The sequence below is a fragment of the Lysobacter sp. ISL-50 genome, assembly GCF_018612875.1.
Lineage (GTDB): Bacteria > Pseudomonadota > Gammaproteobacteria > Xanthomonadales > Xanthomonadaceae > Lysobacter.
This window is the reverse complement of the sequence record NZ_JAGGRI010000035.1, coordinates 18825-43964: the sequence shown is the minus strand read 5'-3', so window position 1 is coordinate 43964 and position 25140 is coordinate 18825. Positions and strand designations below refer to the sequence as shown.

23 protein-coding genes are annotated in these 25140 nt (G+C 67.2%); 15 read left to right on the top strand and 8 right to left on the bottom strand.

All coding sequences use genetic code 11. The annotated features are described in order from the left end of the window. The first annotated feature begins 13 nt into the window (after positions 1 to 13). The 7 genes from J7J50_RS18880 (at position 14) to J7J50_RS18850 (ending at position 6035) form a co-directional block, all read left to right on the top strand. Positions 14 to 970: an SPFH domain-containing protein gene (locus J7J50_RS18880; protein ID WP_215056639.1), complete on the top strand. Its 957-nt coding sequence runs from the start codon at positions 14 to 16 to the stop codon at positions 968 to 970. A gap of 3 nt (positions 971 to 973) precedes the next feature. Further along, positions 974 to 1414, top strand: a complete 441-nt coding sequence (locus J7J50_RS18875) for an NfeD family protein (protein WP_215056640.1) — start codon at positions 974 to 976, stop codon at positions 1412 to 1414. A gap of 3 nt (positions 1415 to 1417) precedes the next feature. Next, positions 1418 to 2035, top strand: a complete 618-nt coding sequence (locus J7J50_RS18870) for a hypothetical protein (RefSeq protein ID WP_215056641.1) — start codon at positions 1418 to 1420, stop codon at positions 2033 to 2035. 289 nt (positions 2036 to 2324) lie between these two features. Beyond that, on the top strand, positions 2325 to 3446 hold the full coding sequence (gene gcvT / locus J7J50_RS18865; protein WP_215056642.1) for a glycine cleavage system aminomethyltransferase GcvT: 1122 nt from the start codon (positions 2325 to 2327) through the stop codon (positions 3444 to 3446). Positions 3447 to 3460: 14 nt separating this feature from the next. Next, positions 3461 to 4087, top strand: coding sequence for a 2-hydroxychromene-2-carboxylate isomerase (locus J7J50_RS18860; RefSeq protein WP_215056643.1), 627 nt, complete (start codon positions 3461 to 3463; stop codon positions 4085 to 4087). A 201-nt stretch (positions 4088 to 4288) separates the two neighbouring features. Then, the gene (gcvH, locus tag J7J50_RS18855; protein ID WP_215056644.1) at positions 4289 to 4684 is read left to right on the top strand and encodes a glycine cleavage system protein GcvH; all 396 of its coding nucleotides are present in this window, start codon (positions 4289 to 4291) and stop codon (positions 4682 to 4684) included. Between the two features lie 538 nt (positions 4685 to 5222). Next, positions 5223 to 6035 (top strand): hypothetical protein, encoded by an 813-nt coding sequence (locus tag J7J50_RS18850; RefSeq protein ID WP_215062893.1) that lies wholly within the window; start codon positions 5223 to 5225, stop codon positions 6033 to 6035. A gap of 37 nt (positions 6036 to 6072) precedes the next feature. On the opposite strand, the gene J7J50_RS18845 is transcribed toward J7J50_RS18850, so the two are convergent. Further along, positions 6073 to 6513: a hypothetical protein gene (locus tag J7J50_RS18845; RefSeq protein ID WP_215062895.1), complete on the bottom strand. Its 441-nt coding sequence runs from the start codon at positions 6511 to 6513 to the stop codon at positions 6073 to 6075. 142 nt (positions 6514 to 6655) lie between these two features. After that, positions 6656 to 7078 carry a hypothetical protein gene (locus tag J7J50_RS25305; RefSeq protein ID WP_343222546.1) on the bottom strand — a complete coding sequence of 141 codons (423 nt, stop codon included), beginning with the start codon at positions 7076 to 7078 and terminating at the stop codon, positions 6656 to 6658. Positions 7079 to 7413: 335 nt separating this feature from the next. On the opposite strand from J7J50_RS25305, the gene J7J50_RS18835 reads away from it, so the two are divergent. Then, a complete protein-coding gene (locus J7J50_RS18835; protein ID WP_215056648.1) occupies positions 7414 to 7950 on the top strand; it encodes an SRPBCC family protein in 537 nt (178 codons plus the stop codon). Between the two features lie 176 nt (positions 7951 to 8126). Here the strand turns inward: J7J50_RS18835 and J7J50_RS18830 are convergent, their stop codons facing one another. Both J7J50_RS18830 and J7J50_RS18825 read right to left on the bottom strand, forming a co-directional pair. Then, complete coding sequence (locus J7J50_RS18830) at positions 8127 to 9554, bottom strand: serine hydrolase domain-containing protein (protein ID WP_215056649.1); 1428 nt, start codon at positions 9552 to 9554, stop codon at positions 8127 to 8129. Positions 9555 to 9940: 386 nt separating this feature from the next. Continuing rightward, positions 9941 to 11533, bottom strand: a complete 1593-nt coding sequence (locus tag J7J50_RS18825; RefSeq protein WP_215056650.1) for a choline dehydrogenase — start codon at positions 11531 to 11533, stop codon at positions 9941 to 9943. A 287-nt stretch (positions 11534 to 11820) separates the two neighbouring features. Between J7J50_RS18825 and J7J50_RS18820 the strand changes: the two genes are divergently transcribed. The 6 genes from J7J50_RS18820 (at position 11821) to J7J50_RS18795 (ending at position 18455) form a co-directional block, all read left to right on the top strand. Then, on the top strand, positions 11821 to 13209 hold the full coding sequence (locus tag J7J50_RS18820; RefSeq protein ID WP_215056651.1) for an MFS transporter: 1389 nt from the start codon (positions 11821 to 11823) through the stop codon (positions 13207 to 13209). Next, positions 13206 to 14087, top strand: a complete 882-nt coding sequence (locus J7J50_RS18815; protein ID WP_215056652.1) for a metallophosphoesterase — start codon at positions 13206 to 13208, stop codon at positions 14085 to 14087. Before J7J50_RS18820 ends, J7J50_RS18815 begins: the two co-directional genes overlap by 4 nt. 50 nt (positions 14088 to 14137) lie before the next feature. Then, complete coding sequence (locus tag J7J50_RS18810) at positions 14138 to 15289, top strand: hypothetical protein (protein ID WP_215056653.1); 1152 nt, start codon at positions 14138 to 14140, stop codon at positions 15287 to 15289. A gap of 211 nt (positions 15290 to 15500) precedes the next feature. Then, on the top strand, positions 15501 to 16847 hold the full coding sequence (locus J7J50_RS18805; protein ID WP_215056654.1) for an MFS transporter: 1347 nt from the start codon (positions 15501 to 15503) through the stop codon (positions 16845 to 16847). Then, on the top strand, positions 16844 to 17974 hold the full coding sequence (locus J7J50_RS18800) for an SDR family oxidoreductase (protein ID WP_215056655.1): 1131 nt from the start codon (positions 16844 to 16846) through the stop codon (positions 17972 to 17974). Before J7J50_RS18805 ends, J7J50_RS18800 begins: the two co-directional genes overlap by 4 nt. Positions 17975 to 18104: 130 nt before the next feature. Beyond that, positions 18105 to 18455, top strand: a complete 351-nt coding sequence (locus J7J50_RS18795) for a DUF1304 domain-containing protein (RefSeq protein WP_215056656.1) — start codon at positions 18105 to 18107, stop codon at positions 18453 to 18455. Positions 18456 to 18667: 212 nt separating this feature from the next. On the opposite strand, the gene wrbA is transcribed toward J7J50_RS18795, so the two are convergent. Then, positions 18668 to 19267 carry an NAD(P)H:quinone oxidoreductase gene (gene wrbA, locus J7J50_RS18790; RefSeq protein WP_215056657.1) on the bottom strand — a complete coding sequence of 200 codons (600 nt, stop codon included), beginning with the start codon at positions 19265 to 19267 and terminating at the stop codon, positions 18668 to 18670. A 435-nt stretch (positions 19268 to 19702) separates the two neighbouring features. Between wrbA and J7J50_RS18785 the strand changes: the two genes are divergently transcribed. Beyond that, positions 19703 to 20911 carry an MFS transporter gene (locus J7J50_RS18785; protein WP_343222545.1) on the top strand — a complete coding sequence of 403 codons (1209 nt, stop codon included), beginning with the start codon at positions 19703 to 19705 and terminating at the stop codon, positions 20909 to 20911. Positions 20912 to 21118: 207 nt separating this feature from the next. Here the strand turns inward: J7J50_RS18785 and J7J50_RS18780 are convergent, their stop codons facing one another. The 3 genes from J7J50_RS18780 to J7J50_RS18770 form a co-directional block, all read right to left on the bottom strand. Then, positions 21119 to 21496, bottom strand: coding sequence for a hypothetical protein (locus J7J50_RS18780; protein ID WP_215056659.1), 378 nt, complete (start codon positions 21494 to 21496; stop codon positions 21119 to 21121). Positions 21497 to 21518: 22 nt separating this feature from the next. Next, the gene (locus J7J50_RS18775) at positions 21519 to 21995 is read right to left on the bottom strand and encodes a hotdog fold domain-containing protein (RefSeq protein ID WP_215056660.1); all 477 of its coding nucleotides are present in this window, start codon (positions 21993 to 21995) and stop codon (positions 21519 to 21521) included. A gap of 293 nt (positions 21996 to 22288) precedes the next feature. Continuing rightward, positions 22289 to 24775 (bottom strand): acyl-CoA dehydrogenase, encoded by a 2487-nt coding sequence (locus J7J50_RS18770; RefSeq protein WP_215056661.1) that lies wholly within the window; start codon positions 24773 to 24775, stop codon positions 22289 to 22291. Positions 24776 to 25140: the final 365 nt, after the last annotated feature.

The following is a 25140-nucleotide window of genomic DNA, read 5'->3' as shown; positions in this document are numbered from 1 at the left end:
GGAGGGGGACATCATGGGCGGGACCTTGCTGGCGCTGGTATTGATATTCGCGGGCGTAGTGCTGCTGTTCAAGACCGTGCGCATGGTGCCTCAGGGCTACCAGTGGACCGTGGAGCGGTTCGGCCGCTACACCCACACGATGGACCCGGGCCTGCATTTCCTGATGCCGGTGATCTACGGGGTCGGGCGCAAGATCAACATGATGGAACAGGTGCTGGAGGTTCCCAGTCAGGACGTGATCACCAAGGACAACGCGGTGGTCAAGGTCGATGGCATCGTGTTCTTCCAGGTGCAGGACGCGGCCAAGGCCGCGTACGAGGTCGCTACGCTGGAGATCGCGATCCTTAATTTGGTCATGACCAACATCCGCACCGCGATCGGTTCGATGGACCTGGACGAGTCGCTGTCCAAGCGCGACGAAATCAACACCAAGGTGCTCAACGCGGTGGACGCGGCGACCCATCCGTGGGGGCTGAAGGTCAACCGCATCGAGCTCAAGGACATCCAGCCGCCGCGCGATCTGGTCGATTCGATGGCCCGGCAGATGAAGGCCGAGCGCGAGAAGCGCGCGAACATCCTCGAAGCCGAGGGCTTCCGCCAGGCCGCGATCCTCAAGGCCGAGGGCGAGAAGCAGTCGGTGATCCTGGAAGCCGAAGGCGAGAAGGAAGCCGCGTTCCGCCAGGCCGAGGCGCGCGAGCGCCTGGCCCAGGCCGAAGCCAAGGCCACCGAAGTGGTGTCCAACGCGATCGCCTCGGGCAACGTGCAGGCGATCAACTACTTCATCGCGCAGAAGTACATCGAGGCGTTCAAGTCGCTGGCCGAAGCGCCGAATCAGAAGTTCGTGATGATGCCGATGGAGTCGGCCGGCATCATCGGCTCGCTGGCCGGCATCGGCGAGCTGGCCAAGGACGCGCTCGCCACCCAGCAGGCGGCGCGCGCTCCCGCCGCGACGCCGCGCAGCGGAGGCTGAGCCATGTCGTGGAGTTGGCAGACCATCGCCTGGGCCGCCTTCGCGCTGCTGCTGTTCGCGGCCGAGGCGCTGGCGCCGGGTGCGTTCATGCTCTGGCTCGGCCTGGCCGCGGCGGCGGTGTTCGCGCTGGTGCTGATGTTTCCGGGCTTGTCCCTGCTGGCCCAGGTCGCCGCGTTCGTGGTGCTCAGCTTCGCCGCGATCCAGGTCTACCGCACTTGGTTCCGCGGCCGCGAGCGGCAGAGCGACCAGCCCTTGTTGAACCGTCGCGCCGAGCAACTGGTCGGCCGCGTGGTCGCGCTCGAGCGCGGCATCGTGCAGGGACGCGGGCGGGTGCAGATCGCTGATGCGTTCTGGGACGTGTCCGGCCCGGACCTGGACACCGGCGCGATGGTGCGCGTGGTCGGCACCGACGGCATGACCCTGCGGGTCGAGCCGGCCGGTTGAACGATGATCGCCCTGCGCGCTAAGCGGCTCCTGCGCGCATCGGCGATGCTGACGTGGCTGGCGGCGGCCTTCGCCGGCAGCGGCCACGCCGGCACGCCGCAGGCGGCGGCGATGCCGGCCGCGCAACCAAGCCAGACCGCGCCCGCGCTGGTGCGCGCCGGCGCGCGCGGCGGCGAAGACTGGGTCGGCAAGGTCGTTCCGCCGTACCCGGACGGCTACAAATCCAACACCGGCGGCTGCGTCGGCAGCGGCCGCAGCGCCGAGCAAGTCTGCGCGCGCAGCATCGGCACCATCGACGACGCCGAGGACCGTTCGCTGAAGTTCTACGCCGCCGAACTGGTCGGCCGGATCGGCAACGAGGCGCGCTGGAAGATCACCGACGTGGTGCCGTATCCGAAGCTGCAGCACGGCGAGCGGGTATCGATGTCAACCTGCATGATCGACGGCGTGACCGACCCCGGCGTGATCGCGATCGTGGACACCGCGGTGGAAGGCGCCGCCGCGCGCGAGATGTTCGACGCGGTGCGCTGGGCGGTGAAGCTGGATCGGCGCAAGGGGAGGTTCATCGAGGTGAAGCCAACCGAAGTACGCTGTTACAACGAAGGCGCCGAAGGGGAATAGAGTCGGCCGCGCCACGCGCCCGTTCGCAGAGCAAGCCCGAAGCCCGACCACTCGCTTCCCCGACCCACCCGGAAACGACAGCAGCGGCGCAAGCCGCGACCGCGCGCATCCCGAGCCCCGGCCCCACACCGCGATCCGCGCAATTCGCAGCCGCCACGCTCACCGCAGCCCCCAAAATCCGCGCCACCCCTCACACCATTCGCCCGCGTACCGAAATCCGGCAAATACGCGCGACACGCGCATGAGGGATAATCGCCCGCTCCAAACCCCCACGAGCAGGCAGCGCCCCATGAGCCAGAAGACCATCCTCAACGACGCCCACCGCGCACTCGGCGCCAAGATGGTGGATTTCGGCGGCTGGGACATGCCGATCAGCTACGGCTCGCAGATCGAAGAACACCATCAGGTGCGCCGCGACGCCGGCATGTTCGACGTCAGCCACATGACCGTGGTCGATCTGCGCGGCGCGCGCGTGCGCGATTTCCTGCGCAACCTGGTCGCCAACTCCGTGGACAAGCTGCAGAAATCGGGCAAGGCGCTGTACACCTGCATGCTCAATCCCGACGGCGGCGTGATCGACGACCTGATCGTCTATTTCCTCGATGAGCAGTACTTCCGCCTGGTGGTCAACGCCGCCACGCGCGAGAAGGACCTGGCCTGGATCGGTGAGCAGGCGCGCGCCTTCGACGTGTCGGTGACCGAGCGTCCGGAACTGGCGATGATCGCCGTGCAGGGCCCGAACGCGCGCGAGAAAGTCGTCGGCCTGCTGCGCGAGGAAGACCGCGCGCGCATCGGCAAGCTCGGCAAGTTCGTCGCCGGCGAAGCCCAGACCGGCGACGGCATCGCGTTGTTCATCGCCCGCACCGGCTACACCGGCGAAGACGGTTTCGAAGTGGTCGTGCCGGAAGACCGCGCGGTCGCGTTGTGGGACGCGCTGCTCGCCGTCGGCGTCAAGCCTGCCGGCCTGGGCGCGCGCGACACCCTGCGCCTGGAAGCGGGCATGAATCTGTACGGCCAGGACATGGACGACACCGTGTCGCCGTTCGAAGCCGCGCTGGCCTGGACCGTCGCTCTCGACGAAGGCCGCGACTTCATCGGCCGCGGCCCGCTGGAACGGCAGAAGGCCGCCGGCGCGCCGCGCCAGATGATCGCGCTGGTGATGGACGAAAAGGGCGTGCTGCGCCACGGCCAGAAAGTGCTGACCGCGCACGGCGATGGCGAAATCCTCTCGGGCACCTTCTCGCCGACGCTCGGCAAGTCGATCGCGTTCGCGCGCGTGCCGGCCGGCGAGATCGCGCTCGGCGCGGGCGGCAACGTGCGCGTGGACATCCGCGGCAAGGAAGTGCCGGTGCGGGTGGTGAAGTTCCCGTTCGTGCGCGACGGACAGGCGCAAGACGGCGTGATCGCCTGAACGGCGCCGCGGCCATGACCGTCATTGACTATTACGTCAGCCTGATCTCGCCCTACGCCTATCTGGGCCACGCGCCGGTGCTGGCGCTCGCGCGCGAGACCGGCGCGCGCCTGGCCTACAAGCCGGTGCGGATCTTCGAACTGTTCTCGGCCAACGGCGGCTTGCCGCTGGGCCAGCGCGCGCCGGCGCGGCAGCGCTATCGCCTGGTCGAGCTGCAGCGCGCCCGCGCGCAGCGCGAGGTGCCGCTGAATCTGGCGCCGAAGTTCTTTCCGGTCGATCCGAGCCTGGCCGATCGCTGCGTCATCGCCCTGTGCGAGGCCGGCCGCGATCCTTCCTCTTATATGGACGCCGCCTTCCGCGCGATCTGGGTCCACGACCAGGACCTCGCCGACCGCGACGTGCTGGCGCGGCTGTTGCGCGATCACGGTCACGATGCCGAAGCGACCTTCGCCGCGGCGCAGAGCGAGGCGGTGGGCGCGATCTACGAGGCCAACACCGCCGCCGCCATCGCCGCCGATCTGCCGGGCCTGCCCGGCTACGTGCTGCGCGGCGAACCGTTCTGGGGGCAGGACCGCGTCGAAGCGCTGCGCGAGGCGCTGCGCAGCGGCCGCGAGCCGTTCCTGATCGACGCGGGACGTTAGACCGATGCGAGTCCGCGGCGATGCCGACCGCCCGCACGGCGCGATCCGCGCCGCGTGGGCGCGGGTTCTCGCCGGTTCTGCGATGGCCGTTCACCTCATGCCATCGATCGTCTCCTTCGCCGCCCCCCTCCCACGACGCTCCAGCATCGTTAAACTACGCGCCATTACCCGCCGCTCCCCGCAACGTCCGAGGCCCCTGCCATGAGTGAAATTCCCGGCGATCTTAAGTTCATGAAGTCCCACGAGTGGGCCCGCGTCGAAGGCGACGGCAAAGTCACCGTCGGCATCTCCGACCATGCCCAGGGCCTGCTCGGCGATCTGGTCTACGTCGAACTGCCCAACATCGGCGACCGCGTCGAGGCCGGCAACGCCAGCGCCGTGGTGGAATCGGTCAAGGCCGCTTCCGACGTCTACGCACCGGTCTCCGGCACCGTGACCGCGGTCAACACCGCGCTCGCCGACAAGCCGGAAACCATCAACGAAGACGCCTACGGCGAAGGCTGGATCTACACCGTCGAAATCGACGAGCCCGATCAGCTCAACGAGCTGCTCGCGCCGGACGACTACGCCGAACTGCTCGAAGAAGACGACCACTGATCCACCCGCCGCGGCCGGCCACGGCCACGGCCGACGGGGAGCGCAGCACCGAACCGCGACACGCGGCACCGGACTGGCTCCCCGTTTTGTTGCGGCGAACCGATCGTGTCGCGGGTTGGTTCCCGACACGGCCCGCGGCGGGAGGCGGTGACGGATGGTCGTCGATGCCCGAGGCTGACACCGACACCGACACCGACACCGACACCGACACCGACACCGACACCGACGCTGACGCTGACGCTGATCGATGCCGCGGGTCGGAGTCGAAGCCTCCTCCACCGATGGTCGCGGCAGCGGCAACCGAGGGGTGCACTGCGTTTCGCCGAATGCGAATCCGAGGTGGCAACACGAAGGACTATCACGCGTCGGCGTCTGCCGCGACCGCGCGCTCGCTACGCACAAGCTCACCCGCGCTCACGGCCTCGACTGCCCGCCGACGCCTCGACCGACAAGCGTCGATCCGCGCATCGGCCGCGTCCTCACCCGACCTCGCAGAGCGGGCGCGCTTGTGTTCGCACGGCGTGCCGATGGAGTCGCGATGCGCGCGCGAGTCCGGGTCTGCGCAGCCGCGCATCCAGCCCGCGCGTTTCGAAAATCCAGCGGGAAAAAGCGTGATATCGAAATGCGATCAAGGCGCGCGCATAGCCGTCGCCGACGCGACCGCAGCGCAACCCGGCAGCGCGGCAAGGCGCCGCGCGAAGACGTCGATACGAACTCGATCGACCCGCCGCGGTGCCGGAAAGCGAGCGCGAAGCCGGCCGCGTCGTCGCGCGATTCGTGCAATCGGCGTGAAGACAGAACCCGGCCGGCGAACGCCGGCGACAGTTCCGCGTCGAGCCGCTCCGCCGCGCCGCGCCACTTTCGCGTGGGCGATTTCACTCGTTCCAAATCCGTCGTCGGGAGAGCCGACGACAGCATTCCGGCATCGCCCGCGCGCGTTCGCTCACGCCGCGAGCACGAGTTTGACCGCCGTCGGCGTAAACGCTTTCCCGACCGATGCGTGCGCGTCGCGCGGCGTGGACGCAGCCACGCGCGGTGCACGCGGCGAGGTCGGCGCGCGCGTCGCCGGCCTCCGCGGCTGACGAACGGTCGCTTCGCCGATGCGGTCGCGCGCGCCGCGAAGCCATCGCCGACACCGCCAACGATGCCGACGCCGACCCGTCGCGAGCGTGCGCGACGGCCGTCGAGCGCCCGCGAGGGGCAAAAAAAGTTCGCGCACTTTCGCGCATTCGGGCTTGTGCGACGCGAAATCCGGCACCCTCGCGGAGAGGAATTTTTTCTTCCGGTACAGGTCGTCGCGGACGCCTGCGAAGCGTTCGCGAACGCGCGCGCGCATCGACGAAAAAACTAAAACGAAAAACGACGATGCTCTGAAACCCGCGCCACGCTTAGGTTTCAGCGATGTAGTTGCGAACGCATCGCGAACGCGTCGATGCGCGCGCGCGTTCGGCGCCGCCGCGCGCGTCGGCGCCGACGGCGACGTCCGGGCTTGCGGCCCCTAAAAAAAATCGCCGGGGTTGTTGACAGTCAGAAAAAGCGTGATTAGGTTTCGCCCAGCAGACGCTTCCTGCCAAGAGAGTGAGAAAACACAGCGCGACAACATGCAGCACAATTCGAACCTCCGCCCGGACAATCAAAACGGTGGACGCAGGGTTCGCTTCCTCTGCAGAAATGTTGGCCACGCTCTCTTCGCCGATGACATCCAAATCCCTGATGACATCGCTGGCGTCCTGCTTTATGCAACCCGGTTCGCGTTTGGCGGCCCGGGTTTTTGTTTGGTCGCCCCGTTTCGCGGCCAGCCACACCTGCCCTTTGGGCGGGTACGCCATCGGTCCCGCCGCCGCCACGGCCGGACGCGATCCCCGATCCGTTCCGACGCGCCACGCGCGCCGGCGGTTGCACGCGGGTCCGACTCCCGCGGCTCTGCCACCACAGAGTTCCTTAGAACTGGGCTTACCGCACCACCACTGATCATCCCTGATCATCACTGACGAGGAGCCATCCCATGGCCGTTAAGAAAGCTGCTAAGAAGTCCTCCGCCAAGAAAGCGACCAAGAAGGTCGCCAAGAAGGCCGGCGCTAAGAAGGTTGCCAAGAAGGCCACCAAGAAGACCGCCAAGAAGGCCGTGAAGAAGACCGCCAAGAAGGCCGTCCGCAAGACCGCCAAGAAGGCCGCCAAGAAAGCCGTGAAGAAGACGGCTAAGAAGGCTGCCAAGAAGACCGCCAAGAAGGCCGCCAAGAAGACGGCTAAGAAGGCCACCAAGAAGACCGCCAAGAAGGCTGCCAAGAAGACCGCCAAGAAGGCGGCTAAGAAGGCCCCGAAGAAGGCCGCCAAGAAGGCTGCCAAGAAGACTGCTAAGAAGGCCGCCAAGAAGGCCCCGAAGAAGGCCGCCAAGCGTGCCCGCAAGCCGAAGGCTGCTGCGATGCCCGCTACCCCGGCACCGCTGATCTAATAAAAATCCCCGATTAGCCGTAATCCAGCTCTCTCCCCGCAGCCCAGGCGGGGAGAGAGTTTTTTTTTGCGCGGACGAATCCCGCGGCAGGCGGACGAACGGCCGTTCGGCCGGACCGCGGCGGCCGGCGAGACCTGCGGTCACGACATCGGGCTGCGCCAGCCACGGCGCCAGCGGGCGCCGGCGCATCGCCTCTCGTCGGCAACACGCCGCCGCCGCGTTCCCGTCACGGCGGCAGCGGTTAGCATCGCGGTCAACACACCGCCAGGGACGCGCCATGAAGACTTTGCTCAAGGGCCTGCTGTACCTCGTCGTCCTGCTCGCCGCCGTGTTCGTGGTCGGCGGCTTCCTGTTGCCGTCCAGCAGCCACGTCGAGCGCTCGATCACCATCGATCGGCCGCCGGGCGAGGTGCACGCGATGCTCGACTCCTACAAGCGCTTCAACGAGTGGTCGCCGTGGTTCGAGATCGAGCCGACCGCGAAGTACGCCTACAGCGGCCCGGAGTCGGGTGTCGGCGCGGCGATGAGCTGGGAAGGGGCGAAGGTCGGCAAGGGCAGCCAGCGCATCACCGAGTCGGTGCCGCAGCAGAAGGTGGTCAACGCGCTCGACTTCGACGGCACCCAGGCGACCGGCATCTTCGGCCTGCAGGTGCAGGGCGCCGGCACGCGGGTGACCTGGACGCTGGAGAGCGAGCACGGCAACAACCTGGTCTCGCGCTGGTTCGGCCTGCTGCTGCTCGACTCGATGGTCGGCAAGGACTATGAGAAGGGGTTGGCTAAGCTGAAGCTGGTGTTGGAGAGCGAGCCGAGGTGATTGTTGCCGGGAATCGGGAATTGGGAATCGGGAATCGTTAAAGCGGCAGGCATCGCGGCTTGCGAGTGCGACTGAGACTGGCAAATAAATGAAAAAACCCGCCAATGGCGGGCCTTTTCGTTTCATGCTTTTCCCGATTCCCGATTCCCGATTCCCGATTCCCGATTCCCGCCCCCTCAGTGCGGCGCCGCGGTGGACTTCTGCGCGTTGCTGCCGGTCGGGTCCTGCTGCGGGTTCACGCCTTCCGATGCGTACAGGCCCGGGTCGTCGAAGCCGTCCACGTCGAGCCAGCGCTGCACCGGCATGCCGATGGCGCGATCGAGCAGGGTCGGCAACAGGCCGGTCGGCAGGCCGCTCTCGCTGTTCCACAGCACGGCGATGCCGAGGTCGCGCTCGGGCAGCATCGCGACCATGCCGCGATAGCCCTGCACCGCGCCGGCGTGGAAGACCACGCGGTGGCCGGCGTAGTCGAACACGCGCCAACCCAGCGCATAACCGGCCGAGCCCAGGCGCTGACGGCGCCAACTGGAGCCGCGGATCTCGGTCGGCGTCTCCACCAGCGGCTGATGCAGCGTCGCCAGCAGCGGCAGCGGCAGCACGTCGGGGCGATGCCCGGTCTGCGCGATCAGCCATTGCGCCATGTCGCTGGCGCTGGCGTTGACGCCGGCGGCCGGCGGCAGTTGGTAGTAGGTCGGCTTGGGCGTCAGCGACGCCCAGCCGCCGCGCGCGCGCACGTGCGGCTTGGCCCAGCGCGCGGCCGAGGTGATGCCTTCCAGGCCCAGGCTGGCGTCGTTCATGCCAAGGGGCTTGAACAGGCGGCGTTGCACTTCCTGGCTGTAGAAATCGCCGGTGGCGGCGAAGACCACGTCGCCGATCAGGCTGAAGGCGATGTTCTGGTAGCCGTAGCAGGTGCCGGGCTGGCAGCTCATCGGCGCGTAGGCCAGCTTCTGGGTGAGCACGCGGTAGTCGGCGTAGTTTTCCAGATCGCGGTCGTAGGTGTTGTGGGTCAGGCCGACGCGATGGCTGAGCAGGTCGGCGACGGTGACGGTGCGCGCGGCGTTGGGATCGACCAACTGGAAGCTGGGCATGTAATCGACCAGCTTGCTGTCCCAGCGCAGCGTGCCGTCGTTGACCAGCAGTCCGGTCAGGGTGCCGGCGAAGCTCTTGGACAGCGAGGCCAGGCGGAACACGGTGTGGGCGTCGATCGGCTCGGCGTTGCGCACGTCGGTGATGCCGTAGCCGCGCGCGCTGAGGATCTGGCCGTTGTGGACGATGGCCATGGCCATGCCCGGAATGCGTTGGTCGGCGACCAGCGCCTGCGCCATCGCTTCGAACTGGCGCACGTCGAAGTCGGCGGCCAGCGGCATCACGCGCGGATTGAGGTTGTTGGAGTTGGAACCGATCTGCAGGCCTTGCGGCGCGACAGTGCCATCGATGCCTTGCGAGCGCGCCACGTCCGCTTGCGACACGGTGGGCTGCGATGGATCGGGAGTGTGCCAGCGCAGCGACGTCTGCGCCGTGGACCCCAGGGTGAGCGTAAGCAGGGCAGCGAGTGTGCCCAGGCGCCAGGGGTTGAGTGAGCGTCGGGAGGAGTCGTGTTTCATCGCTCGCAGCGCCTGCGTGGACCGGGATGAGCCGATTCTAGCTCCGATCTCAGGGAATTGAACAACAACCGCATTCAGGATTCTGATTTTTCAGGGATTAATGGCCGGGCTGAGGGCCGATTGCGCAAACGTTGGCAGTGCCGGCAAGCGGCCAGTGGAGGGAGGTTTTGGTGTAGCCGGCCCGGATAATTCGCCCCCTTTGAAAAAGGGGGCTGGCGCCTGCGTTGCTGAGGCAGGCGAGAAGCCGGCTGCGCCGGGGGATTTGCTTCGGGGTGCGGGAAGATCAAAAGCGAATCCCCCCTGGCCCCCCTTTTTCAAAGGGGGGAATCGTTCTGGCGGGGGCGCGGTGAAACTTGCTGCGATTCCCGATTCCCGATTCCCGAAAATCAACCCCGCCCGCGAATCAAATCCGAAGCGCGCTCGGCGATCATGATCGTCGGCGCATTGGTATTGCCGCTGACCAGGCTCGGCATCACCGAGGCATCGATCACCCGCAGGCCGTCGATGCCGCGCACGCGCAGTTGCGAATCCACCACCGAAGCCGCGTCGTCGCCCATGCGGCAGGTGCCGACCGGGTGATACACGCTCTCGGCCTTGGCGCGCACGAACTCGGCCAGCTCGGCGTCGCTCAGATCTTCGCGCGCGGGAAAGATCGGTTTGCCGCGGTACGCATCGAAGGCTTTTTGCTTGAACAAGGTGCGCGAGAGCTTGGCGCACTCGACCATCATCTTCATGTCGAAGCCTTCCGCATCGCTCAGATAATTGGCGTTGATGCGGACTTTGTCGCCGGCGCTCGCGCTGACCAGTTCGACATGGCCGCGGCTGCGCGGATGCAGGAAACAGGCATGGGCGGTGTAGCCGTCGCCGCTGAGGCGATGGCGGCCGTGATCGTCGAGCATCGCCGGGACGAAATGGAACTGCACGTCGGCGCGATCGTCCGGCGCCAGATCCGAGCGCACGAAGCCGCCGGCCTCGGCGATGTTGCTGCTGCCCGGGCCGCTGTGACCGCGCAGGTAATAGTTGAAGGCGACCACGACGTCGCTGAGGCGATCGTAGGTGACGCGCTGGGTGGAGTGCTGCAGCGTGCAGATGTCCAGATGGTCCTGCAGGTTCTGCCCGACCTGCGGCGCGTCGGCCACGACCTCGATGCCGTGCCGGCGCAGCTGATCGGCGGGACCGACGCCCGACAACATCAGCAACTGCGGCGAATTGATCGCGCCGCCGCTGAGCAGCACTTCGCGCTGCGCGTGCTGGTGATAGGCGCGGCCGCCGCTGCTGTAGACCACGCCGGTGGCGCGGCCGTTTTCGATGGTGATGCGGCTGACCAGCGCCTTGGTGACGATGTGCAGATTGCGGCGTTCGCGCGCCGGGTCCAGGTAGGCGACCGCGCTGGAGCAGCGCGCGCCGTTCTTCTGCGTCACCTGGTAATAGCCGAAGCCGTGCTGGCTGGGGCCGTTGAAATCGCTGTTGGCCGCATAACCGGCCTGGCGCGCGGCTTCGATGAAGGCGGCCGACAACGGGTTGGTGTAGCGCAGATCCGATACGTACAACGGGCCCATGCTGCCGTGCAGGGCGTCGTCGCCGCGGCTGTTGCGTTCGCTGCGGCGGAAGTAGGGCAGCACGCTGTTCCAGTCCCAGCCGCTGGCGCCGGCGGCGGCCCAGCCGTCGTAGTCGCCGGCCGCGCCGCGGATGTAGCACATGGCGTTAATCGAACTCGAACCGCCGAGCACCTTGCCGCGCGGCCACCACAGCACCCGGTTGTCCAGGTTCGGCTCCGGCGCGGTGTCGTAGTCCCAGTTCACTCCCTTCTTGTTGACCAGCTTGGACACGCCGGCGGGCATGTGGATGAAGGGGTGCAGGTCGCGCGGACCGGCTTCGATGAGCAGTACCCGGGTATCGGGGTCTTCGCTGAGGCGATTGGCGAGCACGCAACCGGCCGAACCGGCGCCGATGATGATGTAGTCGAACTCGGTGGGCACTGGTGCATCCCGCAGGGGCGCGGCATCGGTTGCCGCGCGGATCGGGCGACCGTAAGCGGCAAAACTAGAGCAAATGCTCCCAACAGCGGACGCGCCCGGTTCCGCCACACGCCGTGGTGGCGGCCGCCGACGCCTTGGGCTACCGTGCCGGCAAACCTGCACGGCCGGCAGTGGCGGCCGCGCAGGCGACGACGGGAACGCATCGCGACGGCTCCCGCGCCGCTGATCCGCAATCCACGATCTGCAGAGCCGACCGGCCTCCGGCGGTTCACTCACGGAGCGACGCGATGTCGGCAGTTCAAGGCGCCAGCCTGTCCACCGGACGGGTCCATACCGGCGAATGGCGCGCGGTGGCTTTATCGGTGGGTTATTTTTTCTGCGTACTCACCGCGTACTACGTGATCCGGCCGGTGCGCGACCAGCTCAGCGCCGTGGTCGGCTCTACTCAGTTGCCGTGGTTCTACGCTGCCACCTTGCTGGCGACGCTGGCGTTGACGCCGGTGTTCTCGGCCCTCGTCTCGCGCTATCCGCGGCGGGTGGTGGTGCCGGTGGTGTACGGCTTCTTCATCGCCTGCCTGATCGGTTTCGTGCCGCTGTTCGGCGCGCACGGGCCGCTGAGTCCGCGCGTGCTCGGCACGGTGTTCTTCGTCTGGATCAGCGTGTTCAATCTGTTCGTGGTGTCGGTGTTCTGGAGCTTCATGACCGACATCTGGAACGAAGGCCAGGCGCGCCGGCTGTTCCCGATCATCGCCGTCGGCGGCACCGTCGGCTCGCTGGTCGGGCCGGCGTTGACCGGGCGGCTGGTCGGCGTGATCGGCGTGGCGCCGCTGCTGGTGGTGTCGGCCTCGCTGCTGGCGCTGGCGCTGGTGTTCGTGATCCTGCTCGGGCAGTGGTCGCGCGTGCACGGCACGCGCCGTTTCGAGAGCAGCCACGAGGCCGCGATCGGCGGCGGCATGTTCGACGGCATCAAGCAGGTCTTCGCCAATCCGTTCATGCGTTCGATGGCGATCCTGCTGCTGCTGGGCGACTGGATCGGCACGGTCAACTACGGCCTGGTCGTGGATTATTCCAAGGCGACCTTCACCGACGCGGTCTCGCGCACCCGCTTCGCCGCCGACCTGGACCTGATGACCAACATCGTGGCGCTGAGCGCGCAGGTGCTGTTGACGCCGTGGCTGCTGTCGCGACGCGGCGCAGCCTCGGTGATCGGCGTGTGGTCGGTGGTGACGGTGATGTTCCTGACGCTGTCGGCCTCGGTCGCCGATGCGCACGCGCCCTTGACCGAACTGTTTCCCGCCTACGGCGCCTTGATCGCGTCGTTGCCGGCGGGCATGGCGGCGATGATCGGGCCGCTGCCGGCGGTGGCGATGGCGCTGGTGGTCAGTCGCGGACTGGCCTACGGCATGGTCGGTCCGGCGCGCGAGAGCCTGTTCTCCAGCGCCGCGCGCACCCTGCGTTACAAGGGCAAGAACGCGGTCGACACCGCAGCCTGGCGCTTCGGCGACGTGGCGGTGGCGACGACGATGGTCGGCCTGCGCAGCCTGGGCGTCGGCGTCGCCGGGCTGGCCGGCATCAGCGCGGTGGTCGCGGCCGGCGCCGGCGTGATCGGCTGGAACGTCGCGCGCTGGGTGCAGCGCGGCGGCGCGTCCGAAGCGGGCGAGAGCGCTCGCGCATGAGACGTGGCTGGCGGCCGTGGCCGCGTCAACAATGGTTGCAGCGCTTGTTCGTCACCCTGGTGCTGTGCGCGCTGGCGTGCCTGGCCTGGGGATTCTTCTGGGAACCGCGGCAACTGGTCGAGCGCGACTACGTCTTCGCCTTGCCGCACTGGTCGCGCGAATGCGAGGGCTTGCGCCTGGACGTGGTCGCCGACCTGCACACCGGCTCGCCGCATAACGGCCTGGACAGGCTCGACGACATCGTCGCCAGGCTCGCCGCCAGCGATGCCAGCGCGGTGCTGATGGCGGGCGACTACGTGATACTCAGCGTGCTCGGCGGCACCTACATCTCCGCCGACCAACTCGCGCCGCATCTCAAGCCGCTGACCGCGCGCAAACCGGTCTACGCCGTGCTCGGCAATCACGATTGGTGGAAGGACGGCCACAAGGTGCGCGCCGCGTTGGAATCGGCCGGCGTGATCGTGCTGGAAGACCAGGCCCAGGCCGCGCAGTTCGGCGCCTGCCGGGTGTGGATCGTCGGCATCGGCGACAAATGGGAAACCCGTCACGACGTCGCCGGCGCCTTCGCCGGCGTCAGCGACGACGCCCCGGCGATCGCGTTGACCCACAACCCGGATCTGTTCCCCGACATTCCGCCGCGCGCATCGCTGACCATCGCCGGCCACACTCACGGCGGCCAGGTCAGATTGCCGTGGATCGGCACGCCGGTACTGCCGGCCGAACAGCGTTATGCCGGCGGCTACCTGATCGATCACGGCAAGCATCTGTTCGTCTCCACCGGCATCGGCACCAGCATCCTGCCGGTGCGGTTCGGGGTGCCGCCGGAGATTTCGCGGTTGACCTTGCGCGCGGCGGCGAGGGAACCGGCGCGGCGCTGATCTTCGCGCTAAGGTGGCCGCGCCGGCTGACGGATATGGAGCACAGGCAGATGGACCGCAATGCGATGCTGTGCGCCGTTGTGCTGATGCTGGCCAGCCTGTGGCCGTGGCGGCCGGCGCGTGCCGATCTTTTCGAGCCGCCGCACGTCAAGACTTACCTCTCCGGCAACGGGCGCTATCGGCTGACGGTGACGCCGTCGGCGGACCCTGCGCCGCGCGAGCGAAAAGACGTTCCGCCGGAAAAGGCTGCGCAAGCCCGCATGGAACGCCGGGAAGGGGCGGGCTGGGTGCAGGTATGGCGCGGACCGCTGCGCAATCCGGTGGCGCCGCCCTGGCTCGTGGTGTCGGACGACGGTCGGACGGCGACCTTCAACGACTGGTACGGCGCCGGCCACGGCCCACGCGTGGTCGTGCTGTACGACACCGCCGGCCGCATGGTGCGCTCGCTGGGCCTGGAGCAATTGCTGCCGGCCGATTATGTGCGCGCCTTACCGCGCTCGGTCAGCTCGATCGGCTGGGGCCGCGAGCACAGGTTTTCGGCCGACGGGCGCCAGGTGCTGCTGCGCGTGGCGATTCCCAACAACAACGACCGCAGCTACGAGCCCGCCGGTTATGTCGAACTGGCGCTGGATGCAACGACTGGACGGCGTGCATCCGGCTATGAGACCGCACTGCGGCGCGCTTATGTCCAAGCCGCGCCGGCCATCGCCAGAGAGCAGGTGCTTTGGGAGGCGACGAAGGCGGTCCGGCGCGCGCCGCTGCTGGCGCCGGCGACGGGCGATTACGGCGACTGGAATCACTACCTGTCCGAGGCTTGCCGTCGGCTCGATCCCGACGCAGGCGAGCGTGAGCCGGGGTTGCGGCGGATCCAGATGCAAGCCGGCCGCGCGGACTTGCCCGAATTGCGGCAGATCGTCGAGACCTTGTCGAACCCCGACCGCGAAACCGGGGCATTGGTGTTCGCAACGGCGTTCGACCCGCGCTCCGAACAGGACGCGCTGGTCGCAGCCCTGGCCAAGGCGGCGCAGGAAGCTCCAGCGGGACGCCTAGCGGGGCGCCGGGTGTGTGTGCTGGTCGACGACCAGCGCTCCGCCGCGGCGGCCGCGGCGCTGGCGCGCACCGGCGCGACCTACGTGCAGCTCGATCCGTCCCGGCCGATCGCGCAGCGCCCTGAGGTGCTGCGGGAACTCGAGCGGAACTGAGCAACGCATCCGCGGCCTGTGCCAAAGGTCGGGATGACCATCCGCAGACGCCGCCGCTTTGAGCGCGGCGCTAGCTTGTGTGTTGGAAAATGGAGCTCAGGATCATGCGCGAACCGTGCCTGCGGTGCGGATGCGAACGCGTGCGTGTGCCATCGGGCGCGGTGCGCGGCGAATATGAAACCTCGTATGCGGGCGATCGCGGAGCGCGCGCATGAGCGGATTGCGCAAGGCGCTGGCGCAGACGCCGCTATGGTGGTCGCTGCTGTACTTCTTCTGCCTGCTGTGCGGCTACTACGTGCTGCGGCCGGTGCGCGATGCGATGGGCGCGTCCAGCGACGCGGCCACGGTGTTTCCGCAAGCGATGATCCAGTGGGCGCAGGCGCACGGGTTCGCTCTGAAGGACTTCGTCCTGCAGGTGCTGTTCACCTGCACCTTCGTCAGCATGATCGTGCTGCAGCCGGTGTACGGCGCCCTGGTCGCGCGGTTCCCGCGGCGGGTGTTCCTGCCGGTGGTCTACGGCATCTTCATCGTCTGCCTGTTCGCGTTCCACTGGGCCTTCCACGCCCAGGTGCCCGGACGCGGCATGGTGTTCTTCGTGTGGACCGCGATCTTCAATCTGTTCGCGGTGACCGTGTTCTGGAGCTACATGGCGGACGTGTTCGACGACCGCCAGGCGCGCCGGGTGTACGGCTACATCGGCGCCGGCGGCACCGCCGGCGCGGTGATCGGGCCGATGTTGACGCAATGGCTGGTGCAGCCGTTGGGTGTGGCGAATCTGCTGCTGGTTTCGGCCGGATTCCTGTCGCTGTGCGTGCTGTGCATCGTGCGGCTGCGGCCGTGGGCGATCCGGCGCGCGCATGCGCAAGGGCTCGACAGCGGCGAGCGCGCGATGGGCGGCTCGGTCTGGGCCGGGCTGAAACTGGTGTGGCGGCGGCCGGTGCTGCGGGCGATGGCGGTGACCTTGTTCTTCAGCGTCGGCGCGGCGACCTTGCTCTACAACCAGCAGGCGGCGATCGCGCGCGAGTTCTATCCCGGCGCCGAAGCGGCGACGGCTTATTTCGCCCGCATCGACAGCGCGGTGAATCTGCTCGCGATCCTCACTCAACTGCTGCTCACGCGTTGGCTGCTCGATCGCCACGGCGTCGCCCCCGCGTTGCTGATGCCCGGGCTGATCCTGCTGCTGGGCTTCGGCGTGCTGATGGCCTCGCCGCTGCCGGTGATGGTCGCGATCGTGCAGGTGCTGCAACGCGGCAGCGAATTCGCCCTGGCCAAGCCGGCGCGCGAAACCCTGTACACGCGGGTGGACCGCCCGTCGCGCTACAAGGGCAAGGCGGTGATCGACACCGCGATCTTCCGCGGCACCGATCTGGCCTTCGTGTGGATTCACAAAGCGATGGCGTTGTTCGGCACCCAGGCGGTGTTCGCGGCCGGCGCGGTCGCCGCCGCGGGCATGACCGCCGGCGCCTGGAGCATCGTGCGCGCGCAGCGCGGCCTGCCCGGCGCCGATTCTTCTTCCGATAGCGCTTTCGACCGACAACCCGCACGAGGTGAATCATGACCATCAACCGCCGCGATTTTCTCGCCGCCGGTGCCGCTGGCGCCGGCCTGCTCGCGATGCCTTCGTTCGCGCGCACGATGCTTCAGCCCAAGCCGCGCAAGATTCTGGTGATGGGCGGCACCGGATTTCTCGGGCCGCACTTCGTCGAAATCGCGCGCAAGCACGGCCATGCGCTGACGTTGTTCAATCGCGGCAAGACCAACCCGGACAAGTTCTCCGGCGAGGAGTACCACGACATCGAGCAACTGCACGGCGACCGCAAGACCGACATGAAGGCGCTCGAAGGCGACCGCCAGTGGGACGCGGTGCTCGACACCTCGGCTTACCTCCCGGCCGATGTGACGCGTTCGGGCAAGCTGCTCGCGGCGCGGGTGAAGCAGTACGTGCTGGTTTCGACCATTTCGGTGTACGCCAAGAACGACGTGCCGGCCGATGAAACCTCGCCGGTCGCGACGTTGGCCGATCCCAACGTCACGGAAGTCACCGGCGACACCTACGGCGGATTGAAGGCGCTGTGCGAGAAGGCCGCCGAGCAGGAACTGCCCGGCCGCACGACCGTGGTCCGGCCGGGTTTGATCGTCGGCCCGGGCGACAACAGCGACCGTTTCACCTATTGGCCGGCGCGCGCCGACCGCGGCGGCGAGATCCTCGCCCCCGGCAGCGAGCAGGACCCGACCCAGTTCATCGACGTGCGCGATCTGGCTGCGTTCCTGCTGAGCACGATCGAACACGGCCATGTCGGCATCTACAACGCCGACGGCGTGCCGGGCGCGCTGACCATGGGCGCGGTGTTGCGCGAATCGCAGCGCGCCTCGGGCAAGAAGTCCAGCGTGACCTGGGTGCCGGCCGATTTCCTCGAAGAGCAGAAGGTGCAGGCCTGGAGCGACATGCCGACGTGGATTCCGGCGCGCGGCGAATTCGCCGGCTTCGGCCGCACCTCGGTGAGCAAGGCGAAGGCGGCGGGGCTGAGCTACCGGCCGTTGCGGGAGACCGCGCGCGATACCCTGGCTTGGTGGCGGACGCTGCCGGAAGAGCGCCGCGCGAAGCTCAAGGCCGGCTTGAAGCCTGAGCGCGAGGCCGAGGTGCTCAAGGCCTGGCATGCGAAGGCGGAGGCCAAGGGCGGTTGATTTCGCGGGGCGTCGTGCGGGGTGACGGACGCGATCTCGCGGTTGGTCCCAAGCCGTGGCGCGGATCTCGGCGCCGGCCGTGCGAAGCCGTATGCTGCTCGCTTCGATCTCAGCTTATGGAGCACGCCCGATGCATTGGCTCGCCATCGTCCTGATCGCCGTGGTCGCGTTGCTTCATCTGTATTTCCTGGTCCTGGAGATGTTCCTGTGGACCAGGCCGCTCGGCATGAAGGTGTTCCGCAACACCCCGGAGAAGGCCGAGATCACCCGGGTGCTGGCGGCGAACCAGGGGCTGTACAACGGCTTCCTGGTCGCTGGTCTGGTCTGGGGATTGGTGTGCGCGCGCGTGGACGTGGCGACGTTCTTCCTGGCCTGCGTGGTGGTCGCCGGCGCTTATGGCGCGGCTACGGTCAGCCGGCGGATCTTCTACGTGCAGGCGGTTCCGGCGCTGGCTGCGCTGGCGGCGGTGTGGTTGCTTTAGGTCTCTTTCAGGGCGAGAGCGAATCCCCCACGCTCCGATTGTTGGTCTGAAACGAAGCGGTCGCCGGGCGTCAGCCCCCTTTTTCAAAGGGGGCGCGATTTTCGTGCTTCGCCCCCGACAGCGGCGAAACCTTCCATCTTGCGTACCGTTCCCCCTTTGAAAAAGGGGGCTAGGGGGATTCGCTTTTCGCTCCTCCCTCGACCCTCATCAACTCACCCGTGCAGCTTCTTAGCCGTCTCAGCGACCTCGCGCCCCTGATAACGCGCCGCATCCAGTTCGTTCTCGGTCGGCTGCCGCGAACCATCCCCGCCGGTGATGGTGGTGGTGCCGTAAGGCGAGCCGCCGGTGACTTCGTCCAGTCGCATCTGCCCGGCATAACCGTAGTTGAGCCCGACGATCACCATGCCGAAGTGCAGCAGGTTGGTGATGATCGAAAACAGCGTGGTTTCCTGGCCGCCGTGCTGGGTCGCGGTCGAGGTGAAGGCCGCGCCGACCTTGCCGTGCAACGCGCCCTTGGCCCACAGCCCGCCGGCCTGATCGAGGAAGTTGGCCATCTGCGAGGACATCCGCCCGAAGCGGGTGCCGGTGCCGACGACGATGGCGTCGTAATGCTCCAGGTCGGCGATCTGCGCGACCGGCGCGGCCTGATCGAGCTTGTAGTGCGACTTGCGCGCGACATCCTCCGGCACCAGCTCCGGAACGCGCTTGATATCGACCTGCGCGCCGGCCGCGCGCGCGCCTTCGGCCACGGCTTCGGCCATTTTTTCGCAGTGGCCGTAGGCCGAGTAATAAAGCACCAGCACCTTCGCCATGATCTTCGCCTCGCGCGGTGGACAGGGCGTCGAGCCTAGACCGGCGATGTTGCAAACGGTGTGACCGGTTGCGCGTTCATCGCAACGAACGCACCGAAGCCGGCACGCGGCCGGGACCAATCGGGCGTCGTCGATAACGCGCCGGCCAACATGCCGCATCCGCGCGCGCGCGACTAGTTCGCAATCCGGGATTTACAGTCCCGAACCGACGAAAACCCGCCAAAGCCCGCAACCGCAAGGCCTGCGCGCAGCGTCCGGGATTCGGAACAATGAAAGCGACGCAGCGCGGTTTATCGATGCCGCGGCGTTTTCTAGAGTGAACCCATGCGCCGGCACACGGCGCGCCCTCCGGCTTCCTCTGCATTCCCCTCGATGGTTACGTCGCTACGGCTCGCGCCGCGCGGCGGCGACCGTTCTTTCTTCAAGGAGCACCCCGTGCTGTTGCCCCTCATGTTGCTGTCGGCGGCCGGTTTCACCGTGCTGACGACCGAATTCATCCTGGTCGGTCTGTTGCCGTCGCTCGCGCGCGATCTGGGCGTGAGCGTTTCGCAAGCGGGTTTGCTGGTGACCTTGTTCGCGTTCGCGGTCGCCGCCAGCGGGCCGTTCCTGACCGCGTATTTCTCGCGCTTCGAACGCAAGCGCTTGTTCATCGTGGTGTTGCTGTTGTTCGCCGCCTCCAATCTGCTCGCGGCGATGGCGCCGAATCTCGGGGTGATGGCGCTCGCGCGATTGATCCCGGCGTTGGGCGTGCCGGTGTTCTGGGCGCTGGCCAGCGAAACCGCGGTCGATCTGGCCGGGCAGGAGCGCGCCGGGCGCGCGATCTCGGTGATTTCCTTCGGCGTGATCTGCGCGACGGTGATCGGCGTTCCCACCGGCACCTTGATCGCCGACGCCTTCGGTTGGCGCGCGGCCTTCGTCGCGCTGGCGATCGCCTCGGTGCTCAAGGCCACGCTGCTGTTCGTGTTCCTGCCCGACAGCCGCTCGGCTCAGCCGCAGATGAAATTGCGTCATCAGTTCCAGGTGCTGCGCGACCCGCGCGTGGGCGGGCATGTGCTGTTGTCGGTGATCCTGTTCACCGGCATGTTCACCGCCTACACCTATCTGGCGGACATGTTCGAGCGTCTGGCCGGTTTCAACGGCTCGGTGGTCGGCTGGGCGCTGATGGCCTTCGGCGCGGTCGGCCTGATCGGCAATACGCTGGGCGGGCGCATCGTCGATCGCAATCCGCTGGCGGCGTCGTTGATCTTCAGCGTGCCGATGGCGATCGGTCTGGTGCTGGTGGTGCCGGCGGTGCAGTCGCTGCCCTTGTTCGCGGTGACGCTGGCGCTGTGGGGCATCACCCAGGCGGCCTTGTTCCCGGTCAGCCATGTGCGGGTGATGAAGTCGGCGCCGCAGGCGCCGGCGTTCGCGGCGTCGTTGAATATTTCCGGGGCGAATCTGGGCATCGGCGTCGGTGCGATCGTCGGCGGTCAGGTAATCGATGCGATCGGTGTCGGCGGGTTGGGTTACGCGGCCGCGGGCATCGTTGCGGTGTCGGTGCTGCTGGGTTTCGTGCTGATGTCGGCGGGTAAGCCGGTCGCGCCGGAGGCGGTGGCGGCTGCTGGTGAATCGGAAGCGGAACCGGCGATGGATTGCGCGTCGTAACCGCAGCGCGAAATCGGGGCCCCCTTTGAAAAAGGGGGCGAGCGCCCGGCGAAAGCCGCGTTGTCGATGGCGAACCGCGGCGCGGGGGATTTGCTTTTGCCTTGGTGGCATTGAAGCAAAGCAAAAGCGAATCCCCCCTGGCCCCCCTTTTTCAAAGGGGGGAAGCAGGGCTTGGGGATTGTGGTTAGGGTTGAAAGTGCGACGGATCTAGAGAAATAACGGCACCGCGAAAATCACCGCGCCCAGCACGAACAGCGCCGTCAGCGCATGCACCAGCGGCCGGTTGATCCGCAGGAACACGAATTGCTCGATCGTCCTGCCGACCCAGAACAACGACATTCCCGCCAGCACCGCGCGCCCCATCGCGGTGCCGTGCAAGTCGTCGGCGAAGACGAAGCACAGCGCGGCGATGCACAAGAACACGTAGATCAGCCGCAGGTTGAGAATCTGCAGGATCGCCCGGTCGGCCCGGTTCGCGGCCTTGAGCGATTGCCGCCAGCCGAACAGCTTCCAGAACGCCATGTGGAACAGCGCGAAAGCCAGACTGTGGGCACCGCCGATCCAGATCCAGGCAGTCGCGTTCATGGCATGGCTCCTCCGCGCGGATTCACTCGCGCTTGGGCTTGGGCGAAACCCGCATGGCGATGCGCGCACGGAACACGGGCTCGCCGGCGGGGTTGGTGACTTCGACGTCTACCGGCAGATCATAACCGCGGTCGGATTCGACGATGGGCGCGGCCGGCGTCGCCACCGCGCGCATGGTGCCGACGGCTTTCTTCAGGTACTCCACGCTCATGCCGACCGGGATCCAGCGCATCGATTTGGGGATGCTGGCGTCGGTCATCACCCCACCGGTGAGTTCGGCCAGATTGCACATGGCGATGGCGTGCACGGTGCCCAGGTGATTGGTGATCGCGCGGCGGTGGCGCATGGTCGCGCTGCAACGGCCGGGTTCCAGCGACTCGAAGCGCGGCGAGATGCTGGCGAAGTACGGCGCCTTGAAACACACCGCGCGGGTGAACAGCCAGTGGCCGGCGGGGTAGCGGGTGATTTTCTTGTACAGGGACAGGACGTTGGCGCTCATGGGCGGGTCCGTGGTTGTGTGGGCGGTGAGTCGGATGGGGCCGGGTGGGTGCGTGTGTTCCCGGCCGCTATTCCCGCAAATGCGTGCGTCTCTTCCTGCCCGTCATTCCCGCGAACGCGGGAATCCAGTGCCTTTGTCGCTGCTGCACGAAAGTCGCTGGATTCCCGCGTTCGCGGGAATGACGGATAGGAGGGATTCGCGAAAAACTTGATTGGCAAGCCCCAAACAAAAACGGCGGACCCGAAGGCCCGCCGTTCCGATTCAAGCATCGCGTCGCATGCGCGCGATCCGCATCACGCCGCGGCGCGTGCGTCGGTAGCGCCGTGATCGCGCTCGTGCAGCGCCTTGTAACCGGCCGAACGCAGCTCGGCGGCGTCGAAGTCGTCGACGCTGATCGCATCGATGGTCATCTCGCGCAGCTCTTCCAATTGCTTGCGTTCCTCGGCCGTGATCCAGCCCTCGCGCACGCCTTCGTCGAGCTGACCGGGGAAGTCCAGTGCTTCGATGTCGCTGTTCTTCAGCGCCTTGAGGAACTTGCGCTCCACCGGCTCGGCCAGGATCACCTTCTGCAGGTAGCTGTTGATGCGGCCGGCCGGGTTGTTGGCGCACGGCGTGGTGAACACGCCTTCGGCCAGACGGTCGCGGGCGTCGTTGGGCGACATCAGCAAGGACGCGGCGCGGTGGCCCAGGCGATCGCTCGGCGCCTGCGCGCGGCGGCCCCAGGGGAAGATCAGCATCCACAGCAGGTAACCGACCGGACGGATCGGGAAGTTGCGCAGCGCGCCCGACAGCGCCAGTTCGATCTTGTGCACGCAGTCGTGGAAGGCCCAGGCCAGCAGCGGCTGATCGCCGGCCGGACGGCCCTGGTCTTCGTAACGCTTGAGCATGGCGCTGGCGATGTACAGCTGGCTCAGCACGTCGCCCAGGCGCCCCGACAGGGATTCCTTGAACTTGAGCTTGCCGCCCAGCAACAGCATCGAGGTGTCGGCCATCACCGCCAGCGTCGCCGAATAGCGGTTGAGCTTGCGGTAGTAGCGGCGGGTATAGGCATCGCCCGGGGCGGCGCCGACGCGCGCGGCGGTCAGGCCGAACCACCAGCTGCGCACGGCATTGGAGATGGCGAAGCCGATGTGGCCGAACAGGTTCTTGTCGAACTCGCGCAGCGCTTGCGCCTTGTCGGGCAGCATCGCCGCCTTCATTTCCTTGAGCACCCACGGATGGCACAGGATCGCGCCCTGGCCGAAGATCATCAGCGAGCGCGTCATGATGTTCGCGCCTTCCACCGTGATCATGATCGGCAGCGCCTGCCAGTTGCGGCCGGCGTAGTTCTTCGGGCCGAGGATGATGCCCTTGCCGCCGTGGATGTCCATCACGTCCTTGGCCACTTCGCGGGCCATCTCGGTGCAGTGGTACTTGGCGATGGTCGAGGGCACGGCCGGGTTTTCGCCGCGCGCCACCGCCGCGGCGGTGGCCTGCGACAGCGCGCTGATCGCGTAGGCGTGGCCGGCGATGCGGGCGAGGGCTTCTTCCACGCCTTCGAAGCGGCCGACCGACAGGCCGAACTGCTTGCGGATGCGCGCATACGCGCCGGTGACGATCGCGCCCATCTTGGCGCCGCCGCTGCCCGAGGAGGGCAGGGTGATCGAGCGGCCGATCGACAGGCATTCGACCAGCATCTGCCAGCCCTTGCCGGCGTAGGCTTCGCCGCCGATCAGCTGGCTCAGCGGGATGAACACTTCCTTGCCGTGGATCGGGCCGTTCTGGAAGGTGCAGTTGAGCGGGAAGTGGCGGCGGCCGACTTCCACGCCGGCGGTGTCGCGCGGCAGCAGCGCGATGGTGATGCCGATGTCGCGCTTGTCGCCGATCAGGCCGTCCGGGTCGTACATGCGGAAGGCCAAGCCGATCAGCGTGGCGACCGGCGCCAGGGTGATGTAGCGCTTATCGAAGGTCAGCTTGACGCCGACCACGCGCGCGCCGTTCCACTCGCCGGTGGTGACGATGCCGTAGTCGGGAATCGAGGTCGCATCCGAACCGGCCCACGGACCGGTCAGGCCGAAGCACGGCACTTCGCGGCCGTCGGCCAGGCGCGGCAGGTAGTGGTCCTTCTGTTCCTGGGTGCCGTAATGCATCAGCAGTTCGGCCGGGCCCAGCGAGTTGGGCACGCCGACGGTGGAGCTGACCACGCTCGACACCGACGCCAGTTTCTGGATCACCTTGTGATTGGCCAGCGCGGAGAAACCCAGGCCACCGTACTCCTTCGGGATGTTGAGGCCGAAGAATTTGTTCTTCTTGACGTACTCCCACATCTCCGGCGGCAGATCGGCATCGATGTGGGTGATCTGCCAGTCGTTGGTCATCCTGCACAGCTCTTCGGTCGGGCCGTCGAGGAAAGCTTGTTCTTCCGCGCTCAGTTCCGGCTTGGGCTGCGACAGCAGCTGCTGCCAGTCGGGCTTGCCCGAGAACAGCTGGCCTTCGAAGCCCACCGTGCCGGCTTCCAGCGCGGTGCGTTCGGTTTCCGACAGCGGCGGCAGGATCTTGGTGTAGAAGCCCAGCAGCGGCTTGGTGATCAGCGGCAGGCGGATCGCCGGCACCAGCAGCGGGACCGCGATCAGGGCCACCAGCACGGCGGCGATGAGGGTCGCGGTGGGGCTGGCGCCGAGCAGATAGCAGGCGACCAGCGCGGTGGCGGTCAACGCGGCCCACACCGGCAGACGCAGGCGGTGGTACGCGGCGATCGCGCCGATGAGAAGAAAGGTAAGGAAGGGGATCGCGATACTCATCAGAGCGCTCCAGAGGATGCGGCTGGACTCAGGCTAGTGGGGCTCGTGTGATGTCGGCGCTGAATTCGGCCGGATCGGCTTGCGCAGCCGGTCCGATCGACATTCAAACGCTGGCATCAAACGGGTAACATACGGCCGAGTATGGAATTGCAATCCGGTGCTGTCAACCGAGCCGGCCTTCGCTTCGCTAGACACATGCGGACACCGCTCGCATCAAGGCGTTGCGGCGTTTCGCCCCTTGTTTTTCTGCTGCATTGCAGCATTAGCCCGCGATTTTCCCGCTGTTTTTCACGAATCCCGATTCCCCGATCTCGAATCCCCGCTTTTTGCTGCACTGCGTACTGTTCCCGACCCTGCCGTATGGT